Source organism: Blautia sp. AM28-27 (genome assembly GCF_003480905.1).
Lineage (GTDB): Bacteria > Bacillota > Clostridia > Lachnospirales > Lachnospiraceae > Fusicatenibacter > Fusicatenibacter saccharivorans.
This window is the reverse complement of sequence record NZ_QUJK01000001.1, coordinates 489,908-504,046: the sequence shown is the minus strand read 5'-3', so window position 1 is coordinate 504,046 and position 14,139 is coordinate 489,908. Positions and strand designations below refer to the sequence as shown.

13 protein-coding genes are annotated in these 14,139 nt (G+C 50.2%); 1 reads left to right on the top strand and 12 read right to left on the bottom strand.

What is annotated here, in order from left to right; genetic code table 11:
- Positions 1 to 230: 230 nt before the first annotated feature.
- Positions 231 to 1,118, top strand: coding sequence for a LysR family transcriptional regulator (locus DW743_RS02505; protein ID WP_117760420.1), 888 nt, complete (start codon positions 231 to 233; stop codon positions 1,116 to 1,118).
- Between the two features lie 100 nt (positions 1,119 to 1,218).
- Here the strand turns inward: DW743_RS02505 and DW743_RS02500 are convergent, their stop codons facing one another.
- The 12 genes from DW743_RS02500 to DW743_RS02445 all read right to left on the bottom strand — a co-directional run bounded on the left by DW743_RS02500 (position 1,219) and on the right by DW743_RS02445 (position 14,018).
- Entirely contained in the window at positions 1,219 to 1,500 is a 282-nt protein-coding gene (locus DW743_RS02500; RefSeq protein ID WP_117760421.1) for a hypothetical protein, read from the bottom strand.
- Between the two features lie 35 nt (positions 1,501 to 1,535).
- Positions 1,536 to 2,228: a YoaK family protein gene (locus DW743_RS02495; protein ID WP_242991102.1), complete on the bottom strand. Its 693-nt coding sequence runs from the start codon at positions 2,226 to 2,228 to the stop codon at positions 1,536 to 1,538.
- A 249-nt stretch (positions 2,229 to 2,477) separates the two neighbouring features.
- The gene (locus tag DW743_RS02490) at positions 2,478 to 4,376 is read right to left on the bottom strand and encodes an ABC transporter ATP-binding protein (protein ID WP_022462504.1); all 1,899 of its coding nucleotides are present in this window, start codon (positions 4,374 to 4,376) and stop codon (positions 2,478 to 2,480) included.
- Between the two features lie 2 nt (positions 4,377 to 4,378).
- Complete coding sequence (locus DW743_RS02485) at positions 4,379 to 6,151, bottom strand: ABC transporter ATP-binding protein (RefSeq protein WP_158568301.1); 1,773 nt, start codon at positions 6,149 to 6,151, stop codon at positions 4,379 to 4,381.
- A 330-nt stretch (positions 6,152 to 6,481) separates the two neighbouring features.
- Positions 6,482 to 8,008 carry a Na+/H+ antiporter NhaC family protein gene (locus DW743_RS02480; RefSeq protein WP_055267079.1) on the bottom strand — a complete coding sequence of 509 codons (1,527 nt, stop codon included), beginning with the start codon at positions 8,006 to 8,008 and terminating at the stop codon, positions 6,482 to 6,484.
- A gap of 34 nt (positions 8,009 to 8,042) precedes the next feature.
- Complete coding sequence (locus tag DW743_RS02475; protein WP_117509126.1) at positions 8,043 to 9,290, bottom strand: 3-isopropylmalate dehydratase large subunit; 1,248 nt, start codon at positions 9,288 to 9,290, stop codon at positions 8,043 to 8,045.
- A gap of 18 nt (positions 9,291 to 9,308) precedes the next feature.
- The gene (locus DW743_RS02470; RefSeq protein WP_022462500.1) at positions 9,309 to 9,800 is read right to left on the bottom strand and encodes a LeuD/DmdB family oxidoreductase small subunit; all 492 of its coding nucleotides are present in this window, start codon (positions 9,798 to 9,800) and stop codon (positions 9,309 to 9,311) included.
- 45 nt (positions 9,801 to 9,845) lie between these two features.
- Positions 9,846 to 11,096 carry a 3-isopropylmalate dehydratase large subunit gene (locus DW743_RS02465; RefSeq protein WP_117509127.1) on the bottom strand — a complete coding sequence of 417 codons (1,251 nt, stop codon included), beginning with the start codon at positions 11,094 to 11,096 and terminating at the stop codon, positions 9,846 to 9,848.
- 5 nt (positions 11,097 to 11,101) lie between these two features.
- The gene (locus DW743_RS02460; protein WP_055218301.1) at positions 11,102 to 11,584 is read right to left on the bottom strand and encodes a LeuD/DmdB family oxidoreductase small subunit; all 483 of its coding nucleotides are present in this window, start codon (positions 11,582 to 11,584) and stop codon (positions 11,102 to 11,104) included.
- Between the two features lie 139 nt (positions 11,585 to 11,723).
- Complete coding sequence (gene pcp / locus DW743_RS02455; RefSeq protein WP_117509128.1) at positions 11,724 to 12,368, bottom strand: pyroglutamyl-peptidase I; 645 nt, start codon at positions 12,366 to 12,368, stop codon at positions 11,724 to 11,726.
- A 48-nt stretch (positions 12,369 to 12,416) separates the two neighbouring features.
- Positions 12,417 to 12,689, bottom strand: a complete 273-nt coding sequence (locus DW743_RS02450; protein WP_191892600.1) for a hypothetical protein — start codon at positions 12,687 to 12,689, stop codon at positions 12,417 to 12,419.
- 333 nt (positions 12,690 to 13,022) lie between these two features.
- Complete coding sequence (locus DW743_RS02445) at positions 13,023 to 14,018, bottom strand: asparaginase (RefSeq protein WP_117509129.1); 996 nt, start codon at positions 14,016 to 14,018, stop codon at positions 13,023 to 13,025.
- Positions 14,019 to 14,139 lie beyond the last annotated feature (121 nt).

The following is a 14,139-nucleotide window of genomic DNA, read 5'->3' as shown; positions in this document are numbered from 1 at the left end:
CTGGATTTTCTATTTCATATACCCTAATGGGGTATCTTATTTTCTTCTACACTATATACCCTGTCCGGGTATTTTGCAAGTGTTTTTTCAAAAAATTTCCACTTCTCTTCTGCCATCCCCCGCACAATCCGGCCGGACCATCCTCAGAAATCCCTTGACAACCCGGCGCATGTATTTTATATTGAAGCAATCATGGATGATTTTTTCTTCTTCATCCTTCGGAGGTTTTTATGATTACATATGATTATTATCGCATTTTTTACTTCGTAGCACAATATCACAGCTTTACAAAAGCCGCGGAAATTCTGAAAAACAACCAGCCCAACATCACACGGTGCATGAACAATCTGGAAAGTGAGCTTGGCTGCAAACTTTTTATCCGTTCCCACCAGGGTGTCACACTGACAGCGGAGGGCGAAAAGGTGTATGAGCGTGTGGCCGTTGCCTACGAACAGCTCCGCACGGTTGAGGAGGAGCTGGCTCTTGAGCGGTCTCTTGAGAGCGGCCTTATCACAATCGGTGCGAGCGAGACGGCACTTCGTCTGATGCTGCTCTCCCGCCTGGAGCACTTCCACACCCGCTATCCGCACGTCCGCCTGCGCATCTCCAACCACTCGACACCGCAGGCCATCCAGGCGCTCGAAAACGGTCTGGTCGACTTCGCAGTCGTCACAAGCCCGGTGGAAATCCGCAAACCGCTGCACAAAATCCCGATTTTCCCATTCCAGGAAATTCTGATCGGCGGATCGAAATATGCATCCCTTTCCGCAGAGCCGCATCATCTCGGCGAATTGTCAGAATATCCTTTTATCTCGCTTGCCAAAGACACCGGCACGCGGGAGCTGTACGCCGAGTACTTTCTGAATCACAACCTCGCCTTCCACCCCGATATGGAGGCGGCGACGACGGATCAGATTCTTCCTATGGTCGAGTATAACCTCGGCATCGGATTTTATCCGAAGGAGCTGGCACGCGATGCCTTAAAGAGCCGTACCGTCTGTCGGATTCCGCTCATCGAGGAGGCCCTCAAACGTGAAATCTGTCTTATCATCAACCCGCGGCAGCACCAGAACGCGGCGGCAAAAGAGCTGATCGGAGAGCTTCTGGAACGCGTATAAGATTTTATGGACTTTTGTTTGAAACAGAAAAAGACCCTGCGTACCGGCGGACGGAACATCGCTGCCCCATCCTTCCCGTACACAGGGTCTTCTTTTTCGTTTATGCCTGCTGTCCGGCAATCTGCTCTTTTTTATGCGGCATGGCAAAGACCATCGCCGTATAGGAAAGCATTGCGCCTGTGATGTAGAAGAACATCAGAAATCCGCTCCGGTTCAGCACAGCGATGCGGACGATTCCAATCCAGAAACCGACGTTGGACGCCAGGGAGAACACACGCGCAAACATCATGTTTTTCTCCTCACCCTTTGCCAGGCGGACGATCATCAGCAGCATGGCCGCTGAAAAGAATAGTGTCATACAGCACTCCAGAAATACTTCCATTTTTTCAGCCTTCTTTCTTCACTCTCTCTTATTTCTCAGCGGTACTTTTCCAGTGACATCAGAAGGAAGCTCACCAGAAGAAGTCCGCAGGAAATCCAGATTACATGGATTCCATACAGCATGGAGAACACGCCTCCGATTCCGGCGCCGATGGCGAAAGCCAGAATCACGCCGAAATAGTATCCGGCCTGACGGAGCTGTTCTTTTTTCTTATCCCGCATATACATAGACAGCGCTGCGGTTCCGCTTCGCAGGTTTCCGATGCACATGGTGCTTGCATACGAATAACCGCCGACCTTGCGGAAGGTCTGTACCTGAATCGCGCACGCAAACGATACAAGCATCGCCGCGAGCATATTATAAGAAGACGGAATAAATCCGACGATCGCAAGGATCACAATTTCCGCCGCGAGAAGTACCTGCCGCCAGTGCAGCCTCTTTGCATACCGGTAATGCTCCTGGAAATTTTCTGCCAGAAATACACCCATCGCAAAAAAGAGGATCGGGAAGAGATACCGAAGACCTGCCGTAAAGTTTCCTTCCAGAAAGTTCTGGCTCATCAGCACAACGTTTCCCGTCTGGGCATTTGAGAATACTTCATCTCTGCAATTGTACGTGTAGGCATCCTGAAAACCGCCGGACAGCGCCAGAAACATACTGTTGATAAATGCTTCCGACATCTGATTTTCCGAGAGCAGGCGTCCTACAAGGCTTGCTTTCTTTTCCATAAATTTTCCCTTTCTTTCAACAGACGGCCCGGCTTTTTGGTGCCTGCCGTTTTGCTTCCCTTATTATAACCGCCCGCTTTTTGAGATGGAAAAACGGATATCGTATTATGCTCATATATTTTTCATATGACTATATTGATTTAAAATCATTTTAATATGATACACCGTAAAAAAAGGAGAAATTTTGTCACTTTGCACAAACAAAATTTCTCCCTTTTTGTAAATTGTCTTTATTGTTCTAAAATTTTCTTACTTTCTTCCTCTCTGTTTCTCACTCTGCTCGCGGTGGTACTGCAGCGTGTAGAGCTGGTAATATCTTCCCTGCGCTGCTAAAAGCTCCTGATGCGTTCCATGCTCCACGATTTTTCCGTGGGACAGTACGATAATCTCATCCGCATGCTGGATCGTCGAAAGACGGTGCGCTACGATCAGCATCGTTCCGATGTTCTTCATCTTTTCCATGGAATCCTGGATCAGAAGCTCGGTTTCGGTGTCGATGTTCGCCGTCGCCTCGTCAAGGATCATGACCGAAGGCTTATGGATGATGGTACGCGCAAACGAGAGAAGCTGGCGCTGTCCGGCGGAGAAGTTGTTTCCTCTCTCCCGCACCGGCTCGTCGAGGCCGTGATCCAGCTTGTTGATAAACTGGTCAGCATTCACGTAATGGCAGACGTCCATGATCTCTTCATCGGAAATCCCCTCCTCGCGGAGAATAATGTTGCTACGGATCGTTCCCGAGAACAGAAAGACATCCTGCAGCATCTGGCCGAATTTTTTCCGCAGGGAATCGATCTTGATCTTTCGGATGTCGATGCCGTCGATCAGAATCTCACCCTTCTGGAACTCGTAGTTCCGGCAGATCAGGGAAAGAATCGTCGATTTTCCGGAACCGGTGGAACCCACAAATGCGATTGTCTCTTTCGGATTGACGTGGAACGAAACGCCTTTTAACACCCACTCGCCCGGGATATAGGAAAACCATACGTCGCGGAACTCAATTTCACCCCTGATGCCGGTAAGCTCGATCGCATCCGGCGCATCCTGCATTTTTGGCTCAAGATCCAGAATCGAGAATACTTTCTCGGCGGATGCAAATGCAGACTGCAGCCAGTTGAACTGCTCCGCCAGGTTCTGGATCGGGTTGAAGAATTTTGAAATATACATGTAAAAGCTGACGATCATACCGCTGGTAAGCGTCTGGCCGAGGAACGACGTTCCCTCCAGATAGCCCTTGCCGCCTAAATACAAAAGGCAGAGCACGGAGCTGATATACAGCATGTAGACGAGCGGACGGAAAATACCAAACACGAAAATCTGCTCCTGCTGTGCGCGGCCGAGTGCGTTGCTCTTGTCGGTAAACTCGCGCATCTTGGCATCCTCGCGGTTGAAGATCTGTGTGATTTTCATACCGGAAAGGTTCTCCGACAGATACGTGTTGATGTCCGTAGTACAGTCTTTTACTTTCCGGTGTGCTCTTCGCGAGAATTTGCGGAAAATAATCGAGAACAGCACGATAAACGGCACGAAGCAGAGCACCATCAGCGTCAGCTCATAGTTCAGAAACAGCATCGCAATCAGAATACCGATGATCACGAAGAAGTTCTTCAGAAGATTGACCAGAAGGTTGGTGAACATCAGCGAAATCGCGTTCGTATCGTTTGTCGTTCTCGTGACAAGCTTTCCGACCGGAATCTCATTTAACTGCTCGTGGGAAAGGCGCTCGATGTGGACGAACAGATCCTCCCTCATATTGGAAATGATTTTCTGACCCGTCTTCTGCAGAATCACGGCCTGGAAATACGTGCACGCCATCGAGACAAGAAGGATTGCCGCATAGCCCGCTACCCACAGAAACAGGGTATTCAGCGCGAATTTTCCAACGACGAGCTCCTCAATTTTGCCGACGATCAGCGGCGAAATGATATCGTACGCGATCGAAAACAGCATCAGAAAACCAACAACGATAAACTGGCGGTAAAACGGCTTTGCGTAATCCATCAGACGCTGCATGATTTCACTGTCTTTCATGTTCCGCTCAAAGCCGGTTTCTTTTTCTCCATCTTTCACTACAAACGCGGCCACAATCAGCAGGGTGGAAATCACGCCGATGATCGCGCCGACCCAGAGAATCGGATAATAATTGTGCATTTCTACTCCTCCCCCGCTTCCTCTTCAAGTTTCTGCAGATCGACCATCTTGCGGTACGCCGTGCAGGTCCGGTACAGATCCTCGTGTTTTCCGACTGCATGGACTTCTCCGTCCTCGACGAACACGATCTTGTCCATCTGCTCCACCGTTGAAATCCGGTGTGCGATCAGAATTGTCGTCAGTCCCTCACGTTTTTTGAGATTGTCGAGAATCGTGCGCTCTGTCTTGGTATCGACCGCAGAGACGGAATCGTCGAGAATCAGAATCGGTGCGTGTTTCATCAGCGCACGCGCAATCGAGATTCGCTGCTTCTGTCCGCCGGAAACCGTCACACCGCGCTCGCCAAGAACGGTGCGGTAGCCCTCTTTGAACTCTGCGATATTGTCATGGACATCGGACATCATCGCCGCATCCTCAATGGCCTCCTGGTTTTCGTCATCAAAGGCGAAGGAAATATTGCCGGAAATCGTGTCGGAGAACAGGAAGTTGTCCTGCGGCACGTAGGCACAGCCCTCACGCACGGTGTGGATGGAAACGGTGTTGACATCGTGGTCATCAATGAACAGCGTTCCGTCCGGCACGTTGTAGGTGCGGAGCAGCAGATCGACGATGGTCGTTTTTCCGGAACCGGTCTTTCCGACGATGCCGACACTCTCGCCCGGCTCAATGGTAAACGATACGTTTTTCAGCACATCGTACTCCCCGTCCGGATAGCGGAAGGTCAGATTGCGGAACTCGATTTTTCCATGGATGGACGGCAGATCCTGCACACCGCCGCGGTCCTTCACATCGACTTTTGCGTCAAGCAGTTCCGTAATACGGTTTAAGGACGCTTTTCCACGGGATGTTTTCTCGATCAGCATGGAGACCGCCATGATCGGCCATACAACGGCCGAGAAATAGCCGATATACTCGACAAGCTGGCCGGCGTCGAAGCTTCCGCAGTAAACGAGATAGCCGCCGTAGCCTAAGATTACACAGATGACGGACTCGACGAACAGCGTTACCATAATGTTCAGCAGTGTGGAAATTTTGGTATATTCTACGTTGATGTCCTCGTTCTCGCGGTTCAGTCTACGGAACATCATCAGCTCTTTCGTCTCTTTGACGAATGCTTTGATGACAGCAAGACCGGAATAGTTTTCCTGCGCGAAATCGGACAGCTCGGAAAAGGCCGCCTGGCGCTCTTCCCACTTTTTCATCAGGTATTTGCCGAGCGTTGTGCCGGCGGCCATCAGAAATGCCATCGGGATCATGGAAAGGCCGGTCAGGAAGTGGTTCATGCGCCACATTTTGATCACGGCAAGCAGGCCTAAAAACAGCGCATCGCAGAACATCAGAATACCGTCGCCGAAGCACTCCTGCACGGTATCGAGATCGTTCGTGTAAAGACTCATCAGGTTTCCGACTTTGTTGACCTGATAATACTCCTGGGACAGCTCCTTGCTGTGCGCGAACATGCAGGTACGAAGATCGGTCACCACGCGGATCGCGGAGCCGAAAAAGCAGACTCGCCACAGGAAACGGCCGACTACCATGACGATAATGGTAATAATCATGGGCCGGCAGACCTGATCCAGCAGAAATTCCATATCAAACACCGCCGCCTGGCCGTTGACCAGAACAGGGTCGCCGTTCATGCCGTTGATGACCATGCGGTACAGCTCCGGTATGAAAAGCTGGAAATAATCTACGAGAATCAGCGCTGCAAGACCGAGAATCAGAATGGGCGCATTCTTCAGGTAGTATTTGTTAATGTACTTTCCAAATATCATATATTTTCTCCCTCTTTTTGTTTTTGCCATTGTCTGCTATGATCTTTCTGACCCTAACAGTCCTTCCCTTTTCCAAAGCGTTTTCGCCCCGGAATGCCTCCTTTCTTCTCCTGCATTTCACAGCTCCGATGCAATTTTAACAGAGATAAACAGAAGGAACTGGACTTTGAAAAATCCAATTCCTTCTGTTCCAATTCACATTCCTGCTCCAAAAGCGTTCCGCTTCTTCTTTGCAGGACACCGTTGTCCTGTGAATATTTGTTCTATTTTTTAGTATACGGTTCTTTTTCTCTCCCGTCAAGCATTTCACGCGTTTTTCTGTTTTCTTTTTTATTTTTTGCCGTTTTCCGCTTTTTTTGCGCAAAATCTGCGCATTCCGGTTAAAACAGCCAAAAGAAGAAGAAGGCTGACGCCAAGTGTGATCCACCACGTTCTGGTCACGGCTGCAATCAGATATCCCACCAGGCAGACACACGCCGTAACGGCCGCATACTGCATCTGCGTCGATACGTGGTTCAGATGGTTGCTCTGCGCACCCGCACTTGACATAACCGTCGTATCCGAGATCGGCGAAATATGGTCACCGCAGACCGCCCCTGCCAGGACGGCGGATACCGAGATAATCATCATCTCCAGATTTGTTCCGGCGGCGAACATGCCCGTTGCAATCGGCACAAGAATCGCGAACGTTCCCCAAGAGGTTCCCGTCGAAAAGGAAAGGAACACCGCCACGGCGAACAGCACCACCGGGATAAAAATACTTGCGGATGCATGGTCTCCCACGACGCTTCCGACAAACTGGGCCAGGCCCATCGCATCACCGACGCCTTTTAAGGTCCACGCAAAGACGAGAATCGTAACCGCCGGAACCATCAGCTTGAAGCCCTCGGACAGGCTGTCCATAAAGCTCTTGAAGGTGATGACCTTCCGCGGCAGATACAGCGCCATCATAAACAGGATCGTCACGACGGAGGCAAAAATCAGACTCGTCTCTGCATCACATCCTGCGAACGCGGAAATCACATTGTCCGCGCCGCCGAGGAAGCCAGTGTAAACCATCGCTCCAATCGCTGATACAATCAGTACGGCAACCGGGAGCACGAGGTCGATGACTTTTCCATTCGGATTGACCTCCTGCTCGGAAACCTGCTCAAACTCCTCGCCTCCGGTCGTGAAAAGATCACCTTTGGCGGCATTATCCTCGTGGAGCTTCATCTGACCAAAATCAAAGCCGGTGTAGCAGATGTAAAAGACCATCGCAATTGTAAGGATCGCATACAGGTTATACGGAATTGTCCGCAGAAACAGCTGGAATCCACTGATTCCCGCATCCGCCGGCACATACGAGTTGACGGCTGCCGCCCAGCTTGAGATCGGCGCGATAATACAGATCGGCGCTGCGGTGGAGTCGATGATGTATGCGAGTTTCGCGCGGGAAACCTTGTGGCTGTCCGTGACCGGGCGCATGACAGAGCCGACTGTCAGACAGTTGAAATAGTCATCCACAAAAATCAGAACACCAAGCCCCATCGTTGCCAGAAGCGCACTCCGCTTCGTTTTGATCTTCGTCCCCGCCCATTTTCCATACGCCGCTGAGCCGCCGGATTTCGCCATCAGCACGACAACCATGCCAAGCAGGATATCGAAGATCAGAATGTTGATGTTCATGCTGTTCCGTAAAATTTCAAAGAAGCTTGTGAACGCATCCCACGGATGGAAGCCGGTGTACAAAAGGACACCGACTGCCGATCCGATGAACAGGGAACTGTAAACTTCTTTTGTGACAAATGCAAGCAGAATTGCAAGCAGCGGCGGGACGAGTGCCCACCAGGTTCCGATAAACATTGAACCATTCATGTCGTCTGTTTTCCCTTTCTGCTGTTAAGTTCGTTTACACTTCCGGCGTCACAATTTTTCCAGCTACTGCACATGCTGCCGCTGTCTTTGGAGATGCCAGATAAATTTCAACTTTAGAAGTACCCATTCTTCCAAGAAAGTTTCGGTTGTTCGTTGCTACAACACGCTCGCCGTCAGAGAGGATTCCGCCCGCTCTTCCGCAGCACAGGCCGCATCCCGGATGTGTAATCATGGCGCCTGCCTCTGCCAGTGTATCGAGAATGCCCATTTTGCTTGCCTGCAGATAAATCTTGCGGCTTGCCGGTGTTACGATCAGTTTTACGTAGTCGGCTACTTTTTTGCCTTTTAAAACCTCGGCTGCCGCCTGCAGATCCTCGAGACGGCCGTTCGTACAGGAACCGATGAAGACCTGATCGATCGGGGTTCCCTCGAGAACGCTGGTATCACGGATCTTGTCTACCTGGGACGGGCATGCCATAACCGGCACAAAATCCTCGGCGCGGTAGGTGATGGTGCACAGATATTTTGCATCCTCATCGCCTTTTAAGCTCTTCTGATAGTCATTGAGTTCGATCTCGCAGTATTCTGCGGTCTTCTCATCCGGGGTAAAAAGTGCACATTTGGCACCTGCCTCGATCGCCATGTTGGCAATCGTCATACGGCTTGCCACGGTCATATTTTCTACGGTGCTTCCTGAGAACTCCAGTGCGCGGTACGTTGCGCCGTCTGCACCGAGGTCACCGATCAGACGCAGGATAATGTCTTTTGACATCACATTTTTCGGCAGCTCGCCTTCGATGACAACTTTGATCGTCTCCGGCACTTTGATCCACATCGTACCCGTTCCAAGGATGCTCGCCATCTCTGTGTAGCCGATTCCGGAAGAGAATGCACCGACACAGCCGTATGTCGTCGTGTGGCTGTCGGTTCCGAAAACAACGTCGCCCGGTTTTACGTAACCTGCCTCTGTCATTAACTGATGGCAGATTCCGTCGCTTCTGTGTACGTTTTTCATGCCATATTTCTTTGCAAATTCATCGCCTTTGTGGAAATGTCTCGTATCGTCCACCTGGCTTGTCGGAACGAGGTGGTCGTAGATCAGAACGACTTTATCCGGGTCCCACAGTTTGGTAAAGCCCATCTCCTCGAATTTATCGCCGACAAACGGGATGAAGATATCATGAATCATGACTCTGTCCACGTTGACCGTCACAATGTCGCCCGGTTTTACGTCTTTTCCGGTGTTGTGGCGGATGATTTTTTCAATTACTGTATTGCCCATCGTTTCTTCCTCCCGCTCTTAATCCAATCCGTTGCGCTTGCGCATTGCCTTTACCAGGCCGCCTGCCTGAATGATATCCATCAGGTTCTCCGGCAGAGCTGCGATCGGGTATGTTTTTCCGTTGTAATCAACATGCTCATTCATCTTGACGGTGATGGTGTCGCCCTCTTTGATATCATCGTGCAGATCCGGCTGCTCGATCAGAAGAAGGCCGTTATTGATGGAGTTGCGGAAAAAGATCCGAGCAAAGGATTTCGCGATAACGCAGGAAATGCCGAGCGCCTTGATGATCTCCGGTGCCTGCTCTCTCGAGGAGCCGCAGCCGAAGTTCTTTCCTGCCACGATGATGTCGCCCTTTTCGATCTGTCCGGCCAGTTCCGGGCGGAGCGGGGAAAAGCCGTACTGTTTCATATCGTCAATTGTCTTTAAAGCAAGATACTCGGTCGGGATAATGATATCGGTATCAATATCGTCTCCAAGCACCCATACTTTTCCTGTAAATGCTTCCATATGTTTATTCTCCCAAAAATATTATGTATCCCTCAAAGAAAATGGTCAGATCTGATCTGCCGTCGCAATCTTTCCGGCAATCGCGGATGCGGTTACCGTAGCAGCGGATCCCAGGTATACTTTGGAGCTTGGATGACCGGCACGGCCCTTGAAGTTACGGGTTCCGGTGCTGATCAGCACTTCGTTCTCGCCGATGACACCCTGGCAGCTTCCCCAGCAGACGCTGCAGTTCGGGTTCATGACGATGGCTCCGGCCTCCATGAAGGTGTCGATGATGCCTTCTTTTAATGCCTGACGGTAGATCGTCTGGCTTGCCGGAACAACGAGGAAACGGACACCCTCTGCGACCTTCTTTCCGCGGATGATCTCTGCGCCGACACGGAGGTCTTCGATTCTTCCGTTGTTGCAGGAACCAAGGAATGCCTCATTGATTGGCGTTCCGCACGTTTCCTCTGCCGGAACAACGCGGTCCACAAAGTCTGGCTTTGCAACAACCGGGCGGACTTTGGAGAGGTCAAAGGTATACTCTCGGACGTATTTTGCATCCGGGTCGCTGTGGAAGACTTCTTTTGGCTCTCTTCCGTGCTCTTTCAGGTATTCCATGGCTTTCTCATCTGCCTCAAAGATACCGGTCTTGGCGCCGGCTTCGACTGCCATATTACAAAGTGCCATACGGTCACTGATGCTCAGCGTTTTTGCACCCTCACCGGTAAACTCCATCACCTGGTAGTTGCATCCGTTTGCGCCGACCTCGCCGATGATGGTGAGGATCAGGTCTCTCGCATAAACGCCCTCCGGCAGTTTTCCTACAAGATTGAATTTTACGCTTTCCGGTACGAGTACCCAGGAAGTTCCCGTTACCATGCCGTACAGGAAATCGGTACAGCCGACACCGGTGCCGAATGCGCCGAGTGCTCCGTAAGAGCAGGTATGGCTGTCAGCGCCGAAGATCAGCTCGCCCGGGCGGACATAGTTCTCGATCATCACCTGATGGCATACGCCTTTTCCTTCCCAGAAGTCAATGTTGTTCTCTCTTGCAAAATCACGCATCTTTTTCTGGGATGCTGCTGTTTTCGGGCTGTCGGACGGCACGTTGTGGTCGACGATGAAAACGAGCTTTTTCGGATCCGCAATGTGCGGGTGGTTTAATTTGTTGCGGTACATATCAACCGTCAGATGAGTTGTTCCGTCGTTGCTCATCAGACGATCCAGTGTTACGGTGTGGATATCTCCCGGTTTTACTTCCGGAACGCCGGCTGCAGCGGCGATAATTTTCTCTGCAATTGTCATTCCCATGGTTCTTACTCCTCCTCGCGGTTCAAAGAGGCAATCAAGCCTCCCTGATTCAGTATGTTCTGCATATATTCCGGCAGTTTGGTGCAGGTGTACGTTTTGCCGTTCACCTCTGCGGTTCCCTCGGACATATGGAGGACCATGGTGTCCCCGTCTTCTACGGCATCCGGCAGGTCTTTACAGACAATCGCCGGCAGACCGATGTTGATGGCGTTGCGGAAAAAGATTCTGGCAAAGGATTTTGCGATAACAGCCTGTACACCAAGTGCCTTTAAAACGCCCGGTGCCTGCTCTCTTGAGGAACCACAGCCAAAGTTTTCTCCTCCTACGACAAAATCTCCCGGTTTTACTTTTTTTGCAAAGTCCGGATCTAACGATTCAAACGCATGACCTTTCATCTCATCCAGATTCGGCAGAAGCAGATACTGGGATGCGATGATCTGGTCTGTATCAAGGTCATTATGAAATTTAAAAATTTTACCCTGTTCCATTTTCTTTCTTTCGTTCCTTTCGCATAAAAATTCTGACGAATCTTATTGTATCACAAAAGATATAGTTTGCAAAAGAGAAAATAGCAAAAAAAGCAGACCGCCGCACCAAAATTCCGGTACGACGGTCTGAAAGTCTGTTTTAGTGGGTAGTTCCCATTGCTTCTTCTACTTCTTCTTTGTTGGTTACGACTGCCTCGATGCAGTATTCCAGAGATTTTGCAATCGTTTCCAGCGGCATGCTTGCCATGGTGCTTGCTTTTCCGACTACCTGCTCGCATGCGAACGGTACGTGGATGAAGCCTGCGCGGATGTTCGGATATTTCGTTGCGCACAGGTGAAGCACATTGTACATGACGCAGTTGCATACGTAGGTGCCTGCGGTGAAGGATACGTGGCACGGAAGGCCGTGTTCGCGGACGTTCTGAACCATTGCTTTGACCGGAATCGTTGCAAAGTATGCGGTCGGGCCGTCTGCCTGCAGCGGTTCATCGGACGGCTGCTCTCCGGCGTTGTCCGGGATTCTTGCGTCTGCAAGGTTGATGCCGACTTTCTCTACGGTTACGCATGCGCGTCCGCCTGCCTGTCCGACATCGATGACAACGTCCGGATTGTGCTCTTTGATGGCTGCTTCCACGCAGGAAATACTTCTGGTAAACTCGGTCGGGATCTCAACTTTTACGATCTCTGCTCCGGCGATGGTATCCGGCAGAAGTTTGATGGCCTCGAATGCCGGGTTCACGCTCTCTCCTCCAAATGGGTCAAATCCTGTTAATAAAACTTTCATCGTCTTTTCTCCTTTTGTCTCTTAATTTTTGTCTCCTGGTTCTGTCCTTTAGTATAACACAGGCTCGGGTGCAATAATCTTTCCCCGGTCCATAATCTGACGGTTATCGGTAAAAATATCGGGTTCCCGGCAGACCAGGTCGAAGTGGCCTTTCGCATTCTGCACGCCGCCGAGCGCGATATTGCGTCCAAGCCCTACGTGGAAAGTTCCATACGCGGATTCATCCTCAATGTAGCAGTTGCCGAGGCAGTTCGAGCACGAATTCAGTCCGATGCCAAGCTCTCCTGCGATATAAATCCGTGGATCGAAATATTTCTCCATATACTTCTTTAAGCGGATGCCGGTCGGTGTCTCCTCGATATCGACATATGTTGTAACTGTAACCAGCGGTTGGATTCGTCATCCAAAATCCGCCGTTTTCCGCACTGCATCATGAATTCAATTCTACTAAAATGTTCAAAAGATATCAACCTGTTTCTGATTTTTCTATGAAATTTGCACAATTCTTCCAATAAAAATCAATTTTGCGTCCGTACTGTCTGAAAATTTTGCAGAAAATTTCTTTTTCCTCAAAAAGAAAAAGAGGCGTTCACAGCCAGCAGAAACATTTCTTTCCTGCGGACCGTGACAGCCTTTTTGCCGTCTTTCTTTTTCTTATTTCCAGACCGTATCGTAGTTGATCGGTTTATAGAATGCTTTTTCCCGGCTCTCATGATCATCCGGACGGTTGCCGAGAAGCCACATGGTTTTAGTTGCGACTGCCTCCGGGGTCATATCGTATGACTCGAGAATGTTGCACAGGGTTTTCATCTCATGGCCGACTTCATAGACGGTCATATCGCTTCCCTCGTGAGAAACCTGGGTACACATGATGATGAGTTTTTCCGGGTACTTCTGGCAGAGCTCGTAAAACGGCTCCTTGATGCTCGCCGGAATACCGCCGACACCGAAGCTCTCCACAATGATCGCATCGTAGTGCTCAAAAATCGCCGGAAGCAATACCGGGCTGATTCCCGGGATCAGTTTCAAGAGAAAAACGTTATCGCTTAAGTTTTCATAAAAACGAACCGGCTTTTCATACGGCAGCATCGGCAGATACCGCAGAATCCTGCGGTCCTGTATTACCGCAAGGTACGGGAAATCGATGCTGGAAAAGGCATTGTAGCTCTTCGTCCGCACCTTCTTCGCGCGCGTTCCCGCGATGACTTTTCCGTCGAACACAATCTGTACACCCTGGGATGCATCATCACAGGCGTAATAAAAGCTATCGGACAGGTTTGTCTTTGCATCCGTGATATCCAAATTGATCGGCCGCTGTGCTCCGGTGATGACGATCGGCTTTTCCGAATTCTGAATCATATAGGAAAGCGCCGCCGCGGTGTACGCCATCGTATCAGTTCCGTGCGCGATGACGAAACCGTCGTAATCCTCGTAATGCTCCTTCGCCACTTTCACCAGCGTGCTCCAGTTCTCCGGAACCACATTCGAGCTGTCCAGATTAAACGGATTCACCGCCGTAATCTCACAGAGGCCTTCCACCTCCGGAATATAAGACAATAACTCCTCCGGCGTAATCTGCGGAGTCAGACCATTTTCCGTCTTCTTCGAAGCGATTGTGCCGCCGGTTGCGATAAATAAAATCTTTTTCAATGTAAATCACTCCTGTTTTCTCGTTTGGTAACAAGTTTTCTTTATCTTAGCAGACTTTGGGGACGGCGTAAATGATGAATTTGGAAATCGAGAAACCAATCCTTTCCATTGACGCGAAAAA